Consider the following 16911-nt stretch of genomic DNA (forward strand, 5'->3'; position numbering starts at 1 on the left):
TTTAAAAATAGCTGACCTTGATTTTTTTGCCCATCTTCATTAAGCATTGCGATAGTTCCTGGACAAGCCGCATCTTGATGCTGAAACCGATCGGAAGAGCGGAATTTTGGTGGGCGGGGTTTACTGCTTGCCCAACATAAAAGTTGATGTCTGTAGCCTCCTCAAACAGCAGCTGGGAGATCAACGAGGCACCGTCTTTTTTATATTTCCAATCACAATAACAATTATTGTCTTCAAGGTAATTTTGCGCATAGAAAAGCACTTTGTTGATGGTGACGACGCCCTCTGTTACTAAATCAACGCCTTCGATTTTTGCTGTCGGCGGTATTTCAGGGTCGAGATAGTCGAGCGACTGATTCAGCGATTTGTGGAGAAACTTAGCTGCCAGTTTTGATGTGGTTCCTCCGCAAACGATGTGTTTTCCCTCTTTTGAGAAAAACAGTGACATCATCTTAGAATCATCGCTAGTACTAACGGGAGGGCCGATCAGTAAATTAACCGGTTTGCGCTTTCGTATTTTGATGACGCAGACGGTTGTATCGTCACCCGGCTTGCCCCCGTAGAGCCTGCCGCATTGGTCAAGAAGAAGAGTTGTCAGTGTTTTAGCCGTAAACTCACGGTTATAAATCTTTTCCATAAACGCAATGATGTCGCTTCTCTGCCAGCTGTAGTTCAACGATTTCCCCACTCCCGCATGAACGGCTCCATCGCTCATGGCAATAAAGGAATCATCCTCACAGATCCGAATTCGGGATCGATAGATGGTTTTCCCCTCGATTTCTATCGCTGTTTCAGGCAAAGGGATGCTTTTTCCATTTCGAAGCAAAATAACATGCGGGTTGTCATACTGAATAATTTCCGCCTCTTTATTGTCAATAATTCGAATAAGGGTAAAGGTGGAATAAGCCACTTTTCGCACTTCGCAAACAGGCAGTGTTTCCGCGACGGTTAAAACGCATTCCTCAAGGTTCATGGATTGTGCCATCATGGTCGATATGATTTTTGAAGTAAGAGTGGAAAGGATGCTAGCTTTTACTCCGCTTCCAAGTCCGTCCGCAAGCACCATGACCACCGAATCATCATTCTGCCGGACTAACTCGATATGATCGCCGCAAAGCTCTTCGCCATATTTATTCAGGCTATGATAACCGATATCGATACAAAGATTATTCATCGCCAAGCGACTCCTTTAATTTAGTCAGCGCAATCTTTGTTTCCGCGGTAGTTTCACCAAGCAGCGACGCGATTTCCTGAACGACGCGCATTTGCTTTTCAACGACTTTATCAGTGATTTCAATGGCGCGTTGATTGATCATGTCCTTTTTGGCGCGTTCTTTTTCCGCGTCAGTTATATCACGCATTATGCCGATTAAGATATGATAGCTTTTATCGTAGAGCACAGTTTGAACGACATATTTTTCGTATTCAGCAAGATAAAGGTGCTTATCATATTGATTTTCCCCGCTTTCCAGCACTTCCAGGAATATCGACGGATCAATTACGCGGACAGCATGTTCGCCAAGGACATCACCGGCATTTTTAATGTTTAAGATTTGTTGAGCCATTGAGTTGAGCTGCTGGATCTCGAGCGATTCATTCAGCACAATGACTCCATTGGGTGTATTGTTTATGATATTATCGGAAAAGGACTCCGCTTTTTCCTTTAAAAAGGGCAGGCACATGGTAAGGTCGGCTTTCCCCAAAAGGACGGCGGCAGCTTTTTCACGACAGGAATCATAACCGCAGCTTCCACAGTTTAATTCATGCTCGGGTTTTGTTTTTCCCATTTTCTTGAGGACATCCTCAATGGCACTGTCATTCGGCGTATCGCTGTTTAAGCCGATATAATAAATGTCCTTTTTCATTTTTTCAGCGGAAAGCATAGCAATATTAAAATCCTTTTTCCCAGCATAACGGTTAACCGTAAGATAGTTTCGCACGGGCGTTCGATGATTTTTGGCCATCGCCGGGCCGCCGATGCAGCTTCCTTCACAGGCGGACATCTCGATAAAACACTTTTTAAGGTTGCCGTTGATGATATCCTTGATGGCGCGGATGCAGTTTTCGATGCCGTCGACACTCACAAGCTCATAGTCTGCTGAGTCACAGTCCATTGTACGTAAAATACCGCCGGCAGTCGGGAAAAGACGCGTACGGCTGTTTGCGGATGTGTCCGGTATGGGTTCAAATGTTATTTTTTCGTCTTCTAGCCACTCGGAAAGTTCCTCAAAGGTCAATACACAGTCGACGGTTCCTAGGTATTGTTCGGCCTCTGACTTCTTCGCAATACATGGCCCGATAAATACGGTTTTGGCATTCGGATGCGCTGCTTTGATCCACTCGCAATGGGCTTCCATGGGGGATAGCACATCGGCTAAATAGGCCAGTGCCTCGGGGTAGTACTTTTGAATCAAAAGGTTTACAGAAGGGCAGCATGACGAAATGATGATGCTTTGATTCCCGGCATAAATAAGCTCCTCATAGCGTTTTTTTACCAGCGTTGCCCCAAGGGCGGTTTCGGAGACTCCTGAAAATCCGAGCTTTTTCAAAGCTTTTTCCATTGACTTAATGGAGGCTCCGACATAATTGGCCACAAAAGATGGAGCGATGCTCGCGTAAATCGGCTGCCCGCTATTGATAAGTGCTTTCACCTTTTCAATGTCATTGCGAATTTCTTTCGCATTTTGTGGACAAACCATAAAACAATGACCGCAAAGAATGCATTCGTCTTCCACGATATTGGCTTGATGGTTAGAAAAGCGGATCGATTTCACCGGGCAATGGCGGATGCATTTATAACAGTTTTTGCAGTTTGATTTTTTGAATTTTATATATTCGGGCATTTTGGCTCCCCTCTTTTTTTGCGGAAGATTCATGCATTTTCTGCGCAAAATGTTTTGATAGCACGGCTAAAGATGCCGCCATGTTTTCATTTTGAATCAAAACGTTATTCGGTACATTTAAGTGTACGGGTGCAAAATTACATATCGCGCGTATGCCGCTGTCAATCATTTTATCGCAAACGCTCTGCGCTGCTTCTTTTGGAACGGCAATGACTCCGATATGCACATTCATTCGGGTGCATAGATTTTTTAGTTTATCAACAGCTAGAATCGTTTTTCCACCGCGGCTTGTGCCGATAAGATCCTCATTTACGTCGAAGGCGGCAACGATGTCAATGCCGTAATCTTTAAAGCTGTCATAGCACATAAGTGCCGTCCCAAGCCTGCCCGAGCCCACGATAACCGCACTGTTGACATTGTCATATCCCAGAAAGTGCTCAATTTCAGCGATCAGATCGTTAACGACATATCCAGTTTTAGGCCGGCCGCCTGAAGTGACAGCCGCTAAATCCTTTCGGACCTGAACCTGGTTTAATCTTAGTTCGTCGCTGATAATTGTCGCTGAAATATTGGCTGACCGGCTTAAGGGTGATGTTTTAAGATAATTTAAATAAAGCGGTAAACGCTGCAAAGTTTGTTTCGAAATCGATTGATTCATCGCTGTTTAACCTCGATTACTTTCGATTTTTGAGATATTCATCAATTGCAGCAGCCGAATTTTTGCCGGCGCCCATGGCAAGGATGACAGTTGCAGCTCCCGTTACGGCGTCTCCTCCGGCGAATACGCCTTCTCTGGACGTCTGTCCCGTTTTATCATCCGCGACTATTCCTCCAAAGGGCTGCGTTTTTAACCCCTTTGTCGTTGATTTGAGCAACGGATTTGGGGATGTGCCGATTGACATGATGACGCAGTCCACATCAAGTATAAATTCGCTGCCGTCTTTGATAACTGGTTTTTTACGTCCCGATTCATCGGGTTCTCCAAGCGTCATTTCAACGCAGCGCATGCCGGAAACAAAATAGTTCTCGTCCGGCAATATCTCGACAGGATTTGTGAGCGTCTTAAAAAGGATTCCTTCTTCTTTGGCATGCTCCACTTCTTCGGCGCGCGCCGGCAATTCATTTTCCGAACGCCGATAAACGATATATACGGTTTCGGCACCAAGCCTTTTCGCGCACCGTGCGGCGTCCATGGCAACATTCCCGCCGCCGACCACAGCTACTTTTTTGCCTTTTTGAACGGGAGTAGCGCTATCCTCTTTATAGGCTTTCATCAGATTAACTCTCGTAAGAAACTCGTTTGCGGAGTATACCCCATTTAAGTTTTCGCCTGGAATGCCCATAAACCTGGGCAGCCCCGCGCCTGATCCAATGAATACTGCCTCATAACCGTCTGCAAACAGCTCATCGACGGACGTGGTTTTCCCAATGACGATGTTTGTTTTGATTTTGACACCAAGATTTTTTAATCCGTTTATCTCTTTTGCAACAATCGCTTTGGGCAGACGAAATTCCGGAATTCCATAGGTCAGCACACCTCCCGGGACATGAAGTGCTTCGAATACGGTTACGTCGTAACCTTTCTTGGCGAGATCGCTGGCGCAGGTAAGTCCCGAAGGTCCGGAACCGATTACGGCGACTTTTTTGCCGTTTTGATTCGGACGATCAGTGGCCTTCGCGTCTCCATTTTGGCTATGCAAGTCGGAGACAAAACGTTCAAGCCTTCCGATCGCAACCGGTTCACCCTTTATTCCTCTGACGCAATTTTGTTCGCATTGCGTTTCCTGAGGGCAGACTCTGCCGCAGACTGCAGGAAGTGAACTGGTGGCTGCGATAACTTCATATGCTTTTTCGAAATCTTTGAGTTGTATTTTCTGAATAAATGCCGGGATATCAATACAGACGGGGCAGCCGCTGACACAGGGCTTGTTTTTGCAGTTTAAACAGCGATTTGCTTCGGATACGGCCTGCTCTTTTGTGTAGCCGAGAGCGACCTCGTCAAAGTTTTTATTTCTGACCTCGGGGTTTTGAGTAGGCATTAGATTTTTTTGGGGATCTTTATTAAACATGGATTACTGCACCGCCTTTTGAAAAAGATTGCAGATTTTTTCGTAAGAATGCCGTTCAAAGTCACGGTACGTGGCGGATCGCCGCATTGCCTCGTCAAAGTCAACCAGATGACCGTCAAAATCTGGGCCCTCAACACAGGCGAATTTTGTCTGCCCGCCTACTGTAAGGCGGCACCCGCCGCACATCCCCGTTCCGTCGATCATAATCGGGTTCATGCTGACGATGGTTTTAATGCCGTACTCCTTTGTCAGTCTGCAGACGAATTTCATCATGATGAGAGGCCCTATGGCGATCACCTCGTCATATTCTTCATCCTCAATAAATTTCTTCAGCGCATCCGTTACAAGACCTTTTTCGCCATAGCTTCCGTCATCCGTTACGATAATCAGTCTGTCGCTGACGCTTAAAAATTCCTTCTCAAGAATCACAAGATCTCTATTGCGAAAACCGATAACAGTATCGACTGCTGCACCTTGCATATGCAGCTTTTTTGCGATAGGGTAAGCAATAGCGCAGCCGACTCCGCCGCCCACGACAGCGACTTTCTTTAAGCCATCGATCGAGGAAGACGTGCCAAGGGGGCCGACAAAATCATGCAGACTGTCGCCTTCTTTGAGCATGCTGAGCGCTTTTGTGGTCGCTCCTACAATCTGAAAAATAATAGTAATAGTACCATTTACTCGGTCGTAATCGGATATGGTCAAAGGGATACGTTCTCCTTTATCGTCGACTCTTAAAATGACAAACTGTCCTGGCTCTGCTTTTTTGGCAATCTCAGGGGCGTTTACAACCATCTTATGAACCGTTGGATTTAATTCCAGTTTTTCGAGAATGGTATACATACATTTCACCCTTTCCTGAAAAAAAAGGCGGGGCTGTTTCATGGCAATCAGTCACTGGACAGCCCCGTCAGTTGCTTTAAAAATCGACTTCGGTTCCGTAATAACAACACGTCAGAAGTTTTTCCATCTCTTCAGATGTAATTGGCCTTGGATTAGAGCCGGTGCAGGCATCTCCGACTGCCAGCCCGGCGATTTTCGAAACCTTATCCTTAAACTCTGCTTCGTCAATACCAAACTCTTTCAGTGTTTTAGGGATACCCAACTTGCGGTTATATTCATCAATTTTGTTACACAGTTTTTGAATAAGCTCTGCGTCATCTGCGCCTTTCAGTCCAGCAAACTTGGCGATATCGGCATAACGGTCCCCGGCATTCTTTGCATTGAATTTTATAACATAGGGGAGATAAATCGCATTTGCACACCCGTGGGGAATATGTCCGGTGGAAAACGCCGCCCCCGTTTTATGCGCCATGGAATGGACAATGCCTAAAAGCGCGTTTGTAAATGCCATTCCCGCAAGGCACTGAGCGTAATGCATTTGCTCTCTGGCTTTCATGTCGCCGGTATAGGAGTCGGGCAGATAATCAAACACCATTTGGATTGCTTTTAAGGCCAGAGGATCGGTAAAAGGTGAGTTAAGGGTTGACACAAAGGCTTCGATGGCGTGTGTCAGAGCATCCATTCCGGTATGCGCGGTCAGTTTTGGGGGCATCGTTTCCGCAAGCTCTGGATCAATTACAGCGATATCGGGTGTAATGTTGTAGTCGGCCAGCGGGTATTTAATTCCTGTTTTGTAATCGGTGATCACCGAAAACGCGGTTACTTCAGTGGCAGTGCCCGAAGTTGAAGGAATTGCGAGGAACTTCGCTTTTTGCCGGAGTTCCGGGAAACTAAAAGGTGTGATTAAATCTTCGAAAGAGGTCTCAGGGTATTCGTAGAAAGTCCACATCGCTTTTGCAGCGTCGATAGGCGATCCGCCGCCGATGGAAACGATCCAGTCCGGTTCAAAAGCACGCATAGCTTTGGCACCGCGCATGACCGTCTCAACGGAAGGATCCGGTTCCACATTTTCAAATAACTGAACCTTCATGCCGGCTTGCTCCAAATAGGAAACGGTTTTGCCCAAAAAACCGAAACGCTTCATGGAACCGCCTCCGACCACGACCATTGCCTTTTTTCCGTTTAAAGTTTTCAGAACTTCTAAAGAACCTTTGCCGTAATACAAATCCCGGGGTAACGTAAATCTTGCCATGTCTGATTCCTCCAATGCTTAGCCAATTTTTAAATTTAAGTTTGTTATTTTTTTCACTAACCATATTTTAATAAGGCTTGGCCCAGATGAGAAATGTAAAAAATGAATATCAGTATATATATATCGATATATTATTATTGATATATATTTATCGATTAAATGGTATATAAGCAATAAAGGTCATGCCGGTGAAATATCGGCATAACCTTTATTGCTTTATTTATTCAGTTTTAGAAATTTCATTTTTTATTCGGTATAATTCCGTGATAAATGCTTTGTCCAGTGTACTTAACCGATAATCCGCAGGAAAAATGAGCAGATCTTTGTATTTATGATTGGATGCATCACACTTTTTTTGGACAAGACCATAACACTCAAGAAGTTCTTTGGGCATGGGGGAGACCCACATATAGGTTTTTATCACCTTGCGAAGCAAGTCAAATTGGCTTCCTCGCTCATAGACATAAATTCGGTTTTTACTGTGTTCGGATTGCTCTGTTTTCTTGATTTCAGATACGGGTAAAAACGGAACTGTTAAATCGCCATGCATAATTTCGATATATTTGTTCAATTCGTAGTAATCCAGAATGGGTTTTGCAGCCAGAGGATGTGATTTGGACATAAGTGCAAGATACGTGTATTCTAAAACAGGCTTATGCACCATCCCTTTATCATCAAGAACGCTGAAAAAGTATTTTTCATGTGCGGTCTGATATCGGATAATTCCTAGATTGCATTCACCTTCCATGACTTTGTTAATGGTTTCCATTGAATTCGTTTCACTGAAATTAATATCAATAGACTTTGCGGGATCCAGCTTATTGACGAAACAGGTAAACGCATGCGCAATATAGCTGCCTCTTGGAACAGATATACTAAACCGTTGTATATTTTGCCTGTCAGGCTGATATAACTCTTCCATTTCTTCGATCTGAGCCAGAATATTTTTAGCGTAGGTTAAAAATTCTTTGCCTTTTTGAGTGGTAACAATACCTTTTGAACTGCGCTTAAAAAGACTTATTCCCAGAGTTGTTTCAAGCTCTCGAATGGCCTTGCTCAGATTTGGCTGGCTCATGAACAATCTTTCGGCGGCCTGGGTAATTGACCCTGTTTTTTCGACTTCAACAGCATATTTCAAATGCAGAATATTCATGGAATATCCTCCGTTCTGGGCGTTGTTTTATTATTGGCTAGGCGTTCTTGCAAGTGTTTTGATAACAGTGCAAGTGAAACCGCCATATTTTCGTTTTGTACCAGAATGTGATCCGGCACCACCAAATGGACAGGTGCAAAATTCCATATGGCAAGGATCCCGTTTTTGACAAGCATATCGCAGACGCTCTGAGCATTTTGCGAGGGAACCGTAATGATGCCGATATGAACATTGAGTCGTCGGCACAGATCGGGGAGCTTTTCCATCGAAAAAACTGGTTTTCCATCGATTTCAGTACCGATAATATGGTTATCGCTGTCAAATGCAGCAACAATTCTGATACCGTAATTTTCAAATTCAGTATAAGATAAAAGCGCCATGCCAAGCTTTCCGGAGCCAATTAGGATCGCATCGTTGATGTTATCATAACCAAGACAGTGCTCTATACATTTTATCAATTCTTCGATTTTAAAGCCTGTTTTTGGTTTTCCGCCGCTTTCACTGACTGTGGCAAGATCTTTACGAACCTGAACCTCATTTAAGTTCAAGCTTTTGGCAATTACGGGTGCCGAGATATTTTGAACCCCGTCATTTTGAAGTGCTTTAAGGTAATTATAATAATAGGGAAGTCTTTTTAGTGTCTGTTTTGAAAATGAGTAAAATCCCTGTTCTTCTTTCATCCTCGAAACCCCAATCAGTAAATTCATACTGATAAAATTATACGGATTGCTTTGCTAATTGTCAAAGCTATTCTTAAGCAGGTATTGATATTGGTAGTGAAATTTGATTTTGATTACAGTAAAAAGGCAGTCTGTATCAAAACTACAGGCTGCCTTTTGTTGCTTAGTTATTATCTTGTTATCTTGAATTGGTGAACTAAGCGGCTTTATTGGAAGATTCCATGTCTTCTTCGTTTTTCGCTTTGCCTAAAATGAGGTTTAAGATAATTCCGACAGCAGTTGCCCAGGCAACGCCGTGATTGGAGATACCGATTCCAAGCGCGAAGATGACGGAGACAATGATTAGATTCTTGGTTTCCGAGAGGTCAACTTTAGATTCGATGAGAGTCCGCAGTCCTGCCGCGCCGATCATACCAAAGAGAAGAATGGTTACGCCGCCCATGACAGCGGTTGGAATCGACATGATTAAGGCTTGAAGAGGATTGAAGCAGCTAAGAACAATAGCAATGATTGCTGCAACCCAAAGGTTAAAGGTGCTGTAAACACGAGTCACAGCAAGAACCCCAATGTTTTCTCCGTAAGTGGTTACCGGAGGCCCCCCTAAAAAGCTGGCTACGACTGTTGCCAAACCATTACCGGCAAGTACGCGATGGAAGCCAGGGTCAGAAACGGGATCAGAATGAGTGATATTTCCGAGCACGATCATATGTCCAAGGTCTTCAATAATCGTCACCATAGCGAGGGGAGCCATCATAAGAATTGCTTCTTTATTCAGGCTGGGAAATTGCCAGTTGGCCAAATCCACCGGAAAAACAAATAATTGCTGGAATGAGGCGGCTACTTTGCTGAAGTCAACAATTCCGAAGATAGCGGCAACAATATATCCGGCGATAATAGCGGCAAGAATTGGAATGATTTTCAGGAATCCTTTCGCATATACTGAAAGAAGAAGTGCTGCGGCTAAAGTAAAGGCTGCAATATACCAATTTGCGGCGGCCATGCCTACTGCAGTTGGAGTCAGGCTTAAGCCGATGATGGCAACAACCGGTCCGGCGACAACCGGGGGAACAACTTTATGAATCCAGTCTGTTCCGAAAGCAGACATGAGTAAAAACATAATGATGTAGATAATACCAATGGTTAAGGCACCGCCCATGGCCGCGGCCAAATTGTGCTGGTCTTTTACAAAGTACGTCAAAGCAGCAATATAGGCGAAAGAGGAACCAAGATAAGCAGGGATCTTACTTTTGGTGAGAAGTAAAAATACGACGGTTCCAAGACCGGAAGAAAGAAGTGCTACAGCTGGGCTGAGACCGGTTAAAAAAGGTACAAGGACAGTTGCTCCAAACATTGCAAATACATGTTGTAACCCAAGAGGGATTGTTTGGGCAAGGGGGAGCTTTTCATTGATTTGTACTTCTTTGATCATTGGATAACCTCCTTTAATAAACTAAAAACCTCTTCCCTGCCCGCGAGCAAGAAAGAGGTGTCCATGATCAAAATATTCATGGTCCGCATTCCCTTCTTAGTCTCACGGGACTAATTTAAAGGCAACGGTGAAAATCTTTAAATAGAGCATAGCATAGTTATTAAGAATTGTACAAGACTTTTTTGTTATTTTAGCAAAAATTAGTACTGCAATTTGTTTTATGATAAAGTAATATTGGATTAAGTCGAACATAAATAAACTTACAGCTTAATAAAGCCTATACTTTAAGGGAAAGAGAGGCTCATACGATGATTTTAACAACGACGCCGAGTATCGAAGGAAAACAAATTTTGACGTATCACGGAGTTGTCGCAGGGGAAGCCATTATGGGAGCAAATATTGTGCGTGATTTATTTGCAAGTATCACGGACATTATTGGCGGACGATCCGGGGCGTATGAAGAAAAACTTCAGGATGCCCGAGAGGTTGCAATGCAGGAAATTCAGCAAAGGGCTCTGCGCTTAGGAGCCAATGCGATTGTTGGAATCGATTTGGATTATGAAGTGATCGGGCAAAATGGAAGTATGTTAATGGTCAGTGTATCGGGAACAGCCGTAACTGTGGGTTAAAGTAAAATAAAAATAAAAATTCTTGTGGAAAAGCCGGAATGGGAAAGGGAGTGAAGCTGCCTGAACCCGTGTCCGGCTATATTTTTTCTCACTTTTTAAACAAACTTATGATAAAATATAATCTTAAGTTAAATGATTAAAGGAGGCGATTATTTGCAATATGCAGAGGTTCTTGTGGATGTAGCGAATCGCCGCCTCGATCAATTGTTTTATTATCAGATTCCCGCTACGTTAAATGTTAAAGCAGGAATGCGAGTGTTAGTTCTCTTGCATTACCGGCAAGTACAAGGGATTGTTTTAAGGATAACAGAGGTTTTGCCGGAGAACTTGAAGGGACATAACGTAAAAAATCTTTTAAGCGTTGTTGAAGATGCAACGGTAATTCCCGAAGATCTGTTGGATTTAGCCTTATGGATGGCGGAAACGACGATTTCACCGATTGCGCAGAGCTTACATACCGTCTGGCCGCTGATGAAGGGAAAGGTTGAAGATTGGGTCGTTCCAATCGCTTCAAAAGAAGATGAAGACGTGCAGACGATTAAGCTGTTGGATCCTGAGATCTATCAAGGATTTGCAGCGCTTTTCCGCGCCCGGCAAAAATCTTTGCCCTTAAAGCTTTTCCTGAAACGGTCCGGTTTCACTTTAGAAAAAGTAGAGGATTTAACGAAGCAAGGCTGGCTGAGAATAGAGTCCAGGTTTACTTCCGGAGTTCCGTCCGGAAGGAAATTAAGTTCTTCGAAACAAATGGATAATACGGAGTTCTCTTCAAGTAAAGAATACTTAAACAAATCTATTGTTGATGAACACGGTAGACAAAGACCTCCGTTAACTGAAGAACAAGTTAAGGTCTGTCAGGAAATCAAGAAGGCCTTAGCGAATAAGGTTCATAAAACCATCCTTTTACATGGGGTAACGGGAAGCGGTAAGACCGAAGTCTATCATAAAGTGATTACAGAGGTGATTGATCAGGGGAATACCGCTATTCTACTCGTCCCGGAGATTTCTTTAACTTCCCAGATGTCCTATTTTTTTCAGCAAGAATTTGGAGAACATATGATTCTCTTACATTCAAGCCTCAAATCCAGTGCAAAGGCGAAAGCCTGGCAGGACATTTTGGATGGGAAAATTAAGCTTGTCATTGGTGCACGATCAGCGGTTTTCGCACCTTTGCCTAATTTAAAGCTTATTATATTAGATGAAGAGCATGAAGGAGCCTATAAGCAGGATGAGAATCCCAAATACCATGCTCGTGATGTGGCTCGACGTCGGATGGAACAATTTCAGGGAATTGTCCTCTTAGGCAGTGCAACTCCGTCTTTAGAAACGTATGCAGCGGCACAATCAGGTAAAATAGGGTTTACGAAAATGGAACATCGTGTGGCCCATCGGCCTCTTCCGCCTGTAGAAATTGTGGATATGCGTGAAGAGATGATGAAAGGCAATCGGAGCATGTTTTCCATGGCTCTACAGAGCCGATTGCGTCTGCGTCTGGAACAGAAAGAACAGAGCATGCTCTTTTTAAACCGGCGCGGGTATTCTACCTTCGTCAATTGCCGGGAATGCGGTTATGTTGTCCGCTGTCCTTCGTGTGATGTTGCTTTAACATACCATAGTCAGGGGCAGGTTATGCGCTGCCACTACTGTAATCATGAAGAGGTTCCGCCCCATTCATGCCCGGAATGCGGCAGTCGCTATATTCGCTTTTTTGGTCAGGGAACTCAGCGTGTTGAAGAAGAACTCCAAGGGCTATTTCCCAAAGCTAAGATTTTGCGCCTGGACTGGGATACCACACGCAGTCAGGAAGGCTATCAACAAATCCTCAGCGTCTTTAGAAAACAGGAGGCGGATATTTTAGTGGGAACCCAAATGATGGCTAAAGGCTTGGATTTCCCCAATGTGACGTTAGTTGGGGTTATTGCGGCTGATCAATTGCTGAATATGCCGGATTTTCGTGCGCGGGAACGAGCCTTTCAACTTCTTACTCAAGTCGCGGGGCGGGCGGGGCGAAGTGATAAACCTGGAGAAGTGATCATTCAAACGTATACCCCTGAGGATCGGTCTATTGTACTGGCGTCTCACCATGATTACCCTCGCTTTTTCTGGGAAGAGATCAAATATCGCAAGGAAAGACTTTATCCTCCTTATACCCATGTTATTCGAGTTTTATTGCTTCATGAAAAAGAAGAGCGCGTTATTCGTGCGGCACAAAGTTTGGCTGGATACCTGCAAATAGGAATCGATAAGAGTGAAGAAGCAAACGATAAGGTAACCATACTGGGTCCGGCGCCTGCAGTGCTGTCGCGTATTAAAGATAAATTTCGCTGGCAGCTTGTTGTTAAAGGAAAACGTCTTGATAAGTTAAGAGCCTTTTTGCACCAGGGGGTACAGAAATATGCACTTGACTCTTCAAGTCAGGGCGTTCAGCTTAACATTGAAGTTGATCCTCTAAGCGTGGGATAGAAGAGTTTTATTCAAGAAAAAACAGATTATAATAGTAGTAGTAAAAGAAAGGGGACGACAACCAAAATGGCAGTTTATCAAATCGTAGAAATCGGATCTGAGGTTCTCCGCGAAAAGGCAAAAAAAGTAAAGGAAATTACACCGAATATTGTTAAGCTATTAGATAATATGTTTGATACTCTTTATGCAGCGAATGGAGCAGGGCTTGCCGCTCCTCAAATCGGGGTATCCAAAAGAGTTGTTGTTATTGATGTGGGAGATGGACCTGTCGAGTTGATTAATCCCGTTATTGTTGAAAAAGAAGGAGAAGCGGACGAATCTGAAGGGTGCTTAAGCATACCCGGAGTGACTGGAAGGGTCGTTCGGGCGGCTAAAGTAAAAGTGCAAGGACTAAACCGCAAAGGTGAACTTCAGGAGATCGAGACTGAGGGTTTATTGGCCCGAGCATGTCAGCATGAAATTGACCACCTTGAAGGTATTCTTTTCGTGGATAAAGCGTATAAGACCTACCGCAGCCGATAATTCTGAGTGAGGATAATAGAGAGAAAGGATACTGGAAAATGCGTCTTGTTTTTATGGGTACGCCTGACTTTGCTGTTCCAACCCTGCAAGCGTTAGTGGCTCAAGGTCATGAAGTTTGCGGAGTATATACTCAGCCGGACCGACCCTCAGGGCGAGGAAAAAATTTAAAGCCAAGTCCTGTAAAAGTTGCAGCACAAGAATTAGGGTTGCCCATTTATCAACCGGAACGAATTAAAAAGCCTGAGGTTGTAGCTCAATTGAAAGAATTACGGCCTGAGGCCATTATCGTTGTTGCCTACGGTCAAATTTTATCTTCGGATATTTTAAGACTCCCGCCTAAAGGGTGTATTAATGTTCATGCTTCCTTGCTGCCGAAATATCGGGGAGCAGCTCCGATTCACTGGGCTCTTATGGAAGGAGAAACTGTCACAGGGGTTACGACAATGCTCATGGATGAAGGACTGGATACCGGTGATATGCTGCTGAAAGGAGAAATTCGAATCTCGGATGAGGCGACAACAGGAGAAATTCATGATGCCCTAGCCCAGTTGGGAGCTCAGCTTTTAATAAAAACACTGGTTGGGCTAAAAGAAGGAACAGTGATTCCCCAAAAGCAAAACGGGGAAACATGTTATGCATCTTTACTTAAACGAGAGCATGAAAAAATAGATTGGTCCCGCGGCGCTCAGGAAATTCATAATCAGATCCGCGGCTTGAATCCTTGGCCGGGTGCATTTACTACCTTCCGTGAGGAGAACTTAAAGGTATGGAAAAGCAAAATACTGCCTTCAAGTCAAGCACAAGCCCAACCGGGAGAGATTGTCGAGTTAAGCAATGAAGGGATTGTTTTGCAAACAGGCTCTGGATTAATCCTTCTTCAAGAAGTACAACCCGCGGGGAAGCGTGCCATGAGTGCCCGGGATTTTTATCTTGGACGGCATGCACAGACCGGCGAACCATTTAGTTAATAAGGAGGACTATAGAAATGTTTTGGGATCCGACGATGGTGATTCTTATCCCAGCGATCATTTTAACGCTATATGCTCAAACTAAAATTTCTTCCGCATATGGAAGATATTCGGAAGTCTATTCCCGCTCAGGCTATACAGGGGCTCAAGCGGCACGGGCGATTCTTCAATCCAAGGGTATTTACGATGTGCGGATTGAACCTGTTGCAGGCAGACTGTCTGATCACTATGATCCGCGCGATCGTACCGTGCGCCTCAGCGAGGACGTGTATCATGGGAACTCGTTGGCATCGTTAGCTGTTGCAGCCCACGAAACAGGCCACGCACTTCAGCATGCGACAGGGTATTTTCCCTTGCAGCTGCGGGCAACGTTTGTACCCGCCGCCAATTTTGGAAGCAGTCTTGGGCCGATTCTGATTCTTGCCGGTTTTTTTATCCCAGCATTTAGTTTTCTGTTGAAATTGGGTATTTTGTTTTTTGCATTGGCTGTTCTGTTTCAGTTGATTACTTTACCCGTCGAATTTAACGCAAGTCATCGGGCAATCGCCTTGTTACAAAGCAATGGGATGCTGGCACAGGATGAGGTCAAGGGTGCACGCAAGGTTTTGAGTGCGGCAGCGTTAACTTATGTTGCGGCTGCTTTGACGGCTATATTAGAGCTTACTCGTTTTATTATGATAGCCATGGGACGAAATGAGGATGAATAATTTTACACCGCGCGGACGGGCTGTTCGTATTCTCTGCCGGGTTGACGAGGAGAACGCCTATGTGAACCTTCTTTTACAAAAAGAATTAAAAGAGGTTCAGGAGGGACGTGATCGACAGCTCATTACAATGTTGGTGAACGGGACTTTGAAAAACCGGCTGACGTTAGATTATGCGTTGAGGCTTCATTTGCGGACGGCTCTGTCTTCTTTGCCTCATGAGGTGCGTTGGATTTTAAGAATAAGCGCTTTCCAACTGCTTTTTCTGACCAAAATTCCTGCACCTGCCGCGATTAACGAAGGTGTCGAGCTTACGAAATTGCGCCAGGGTAAATATACGAAATTGGTCAATGGTGTTCTTCACAACGTTTTAGAAACCGGTTGGAATATCCGTTGGCCTAATTCTAAGAAAGAGGCTGCCCGGTATTTGTCCGTGAAGTATTCTCATCCGGAATGGATGGTCAAACGCTGGCTGAAACGATACGGCTTTGAGGAAACAGAAAAACTATGTTCCACCAATAATGAACCGGTATTTTTGTGGATACGGACGAACACGCTGAAGACCACACGCGAGGATCTTGTTGAAAAACTTGAAGAGGAAGGAATTCAGGTTCAATTAGGGGACCGTGTGCCTGAAAGTCTAGTTCTCGAAAATCCTGGTGCAATAGAACAGCTCAAAAGTTTTCAAGAAGGACTTTTTACGGTTCAAGATGAGAGTTCACAGCTTGTGGCGCATATCTTGAATCCGGCACCTGGAGATCATGTTTTGGATGCATGTGCAGCTCCAGGGGGGAAAACAACGCATATCGCCCAAAAAATGAACGATCAAGGGGAGATCCTTGCCTTCGATATCCACTCCCATAAAATCGAACTGATTCAGCAGTTGGCCCACCGCCTGGGAATCACGATTATTCGCGCTCAAGAAGGAGATGCCCGGGAATTGAGAGGGGTAAAGGATGGCTCCTGTCCAAAAGTTTTAGTGGATGCCCCCTGCTCGGGACTGGGTGTTATTCGACGAAGAGCTGACTTGCGTTATCATAAAGCAGAAGAAGAAATTCAAAAGCTTCCGGCCTTGCAGCTGGAGATCTTGGAAAGGGCAGCACGATGTGTGTCCAGGGGAGGGGAGCTCGTTTATTCTACCTGTACCATTGAGCCGGAAGAAAACTTCGAGGTAGTAAAGGCGTTTAAGACCGCTCATCCAGAATTTAAGCCCGTGAGTTTACTGGATCTTTTGCCCTTTTCCCTTGAGGATGAGCGAGATATTCGTCAAGCGGAGAAAGGAATGCTCCAAATTTTGCCTCATAGGCACGGAATGGATGGCTTTTTCATCGCTAAATTTCAACGGGAAGTTTAGCTGGA

The 16911-nt window shown here is 44.5% G+C and carries 15 protein-coding genes; 6 read left to right on the forward strand and 9 right to left on the reverse strand.

The genetic code is table 11. The annotated features are described in order from the left end of the window. Position 1: 1 nt before the first annotated feature. From ACHOLT_RS08230 to ACHOLT_RS08270, 9 genes are all read right to left on the reverse strand, one after another. Entirely contained in the window at positions 2–1174 is a 1173-nt protein-coding gene (locus tag ACHOLT_RS08230) for a SpoIIE family protein phosphatase (protein ID WP_425807171.1), read from the reverse strand. After that, positions 1167–2843, reverse strand: coding sequence for a [Fe-Fe] hydrogenase large subunit C-terminal domain-containing protein (locus tag ACHOLT_RS08235; protein ID WP_425807172.1), 1677 nt, complete (start codon positions 2841–2843; stop codon positions 1167–1169). Before ACHOLT_RS08235 ends, ACHOLT_RS08230 begins: the two co-directional genes overlap by 8 nt. Continuing rightward, complete coding sequence (locus ACHOLT_RS08240) at positions 2794–3501, reverse strand: redox-sensing transcriptional repressor Rex (RefSeq protein WP_425807173.1); 708 nt, start codon at positions 3499–3501, stop codon at positions 2794–2796. The genes ACHOLT_RS08235 and ACHOLT_RS08240 overlap by 50 nt, the downstream gene beginning before the upstream one ends. Positions 3502–3517: 16 nt before the next feature. Next, positions 3518–4912 carry an NADPH-dependent glutamate synthase gene (gltA, locus tag ACHOLT_RS08245; protein ID WP_425807174.1) on the reverse strand — a complete coding sequence of 465 codons (1395 nt, stop codon included), beginning with the start codon at positions 4910–4912 and terminating at the stop codon, positions 3518–3520. A 3-nt stretch (positions 4913–4915) separates the two neighbouring features. Next, a complete protein-coding gene (locus ACHOLT_RS08250; protein ID WP_425807175.1) occupies positions 4916–5755 on the reverse strand; it encodes a sulfide/dihydroorotate dehydrogenase-like FAD/NAD-binding protein in 840 nt (279 codons plus the stop codon). Between the two features lie 76 nt (positions 5756–5831). Continuing rightward, complete coding sequence (locus ACHOLT_RS08255; protein WP_425807177.1) at positions 5832–7007, reverse strand: iron-containing alcohol dehydrogenase; 1176 nt, start codon at positions 7005–7007, stop codon at positions 5832–5834. Between the two features lie 220 nt (positions 7008–7227). Next, a complete protein-coding gene (locus ACHOLT_RS08260; protein WP_425807178.1) occupies positions 7228–8160 on the reverse strand; it encodes a LysR family transcriptional regulator in 933 nt (310 codons plus the stop codon). Further along, positions 8157–8840, reverse strand: a complete 684-nt coding sequence (locus ACHOLT_RS08265; protein ID WP_425807180.1) for a redox-sensing transcriptional repressor Rex — start codon at positions 8838–8840, stop codon at positions 8157–8159. The genes ACHOLT_RS08260 and ACHOLT_RS08265 overlap by 4 nt, the downstream gene beginning before the upstream one ends. A gap of 196 nt (positions 8841–9036) precedes the next feature. Further along, positions 9037–10269, reverse strand: coding sequence for a solute carrier family 23 protein (locus ACHOLT_RS08270; protein WP_425807182.1), 1233 nt, complete (start codon positions 10267–10269; stop codon positions 9037–9039). A 308-nt stretch (positions 10270–10577) separates the two neighbouring features. Between ACHOLT_RS08270 and ACHOLT_RS08275 the strand changes: the two genes are divergently transcribed. From ACHOLT_RS08275 to rsmB, 6 genes are all read left to right on the forward strand, one after another. Further along, a complete protein-coding gene (locus ACHOLT_RS08275; protein ID WP_425807184.1) occupies positions 10578–10898 on the forward strand; it encodes a heavy metal-binding domain-containing protein in 321 nt (106 codons plus the stop codon). A gap of 153 nt (positions 10899–11051) precedes the next feature. After that, positions 11052–13358 (forward strand): replication restart helicase PriA, encoded by a 2307-nt coding sequence (gene priA, locus ACHOLT_RS08280; RefSeq protein WP_425807187.1) that lies wholly within the window; start codon positions 11052–11054, stop codon positions 13356–13358. 66 nt (positions 13359–13424) lie between these two features. Further along, complete coding sequence (gene def, locus ACHOLT_RS08285) at positions 13425–13880, forward strand: peptide deformylase (RefSeq protein ID WP_425807189.1); 456 nt, start codon at positions 13425–13427, stop codon at positions 13878–13880. A 38-nt stretch (positions 13881–13918) separates the two neighbouring features. Then, positions 13919–14848 (forward strand): methionyl-tRNA formyltransferase, encoded by a 930-nt coding sequence (gene fmt, locus ACHOLT_RS08290; protein ID WP_425807191.1) that lies wholly within the window; start codon positions 13919–13921, stop codon positions 14846–14848. A gap of 17 nt (positions 14849–14865) precedes the next feature. Beyond that, positions 14866–15555, forward strand: coding sequence for a zinc metallopeptidase (locus ACHOLT_RS08295; protein WP_425807194.1), 690 nt, complete (start codon positions 14866–14868; stop codon positions 15553–15555). Beyond that, complete coding sequence (rsmB, locus tag ACHOLT_RS08300; RefSeq protein WP_425807196.1) at positions 15548–16906, forward strand: 16S rRNA (cytosine(967)-C(5))-methyltransferase RsmB; 1359 nt, start codon at positions 15548–15550, stop codon at positions 16904–16906. Before ACHOLT_RS08295 ends, rsmB begins: the two co-directional genes overlap by 8 nt. Positions 16907–16911 lie beyond the last annotated feature (5 nt).

Source organism: Desulfitobacterium nosdiversum, from assembly GCF_049860565.1.
Taxonomy (GTDB): domain Bacteria; phylum Bacillota; class Desulfitobacteriia; order Desulfitobacteriales; family Desulfitobacteriaceae; genus Desulfitobacterium_A; species Desulfitobacterium_A nosdiversum.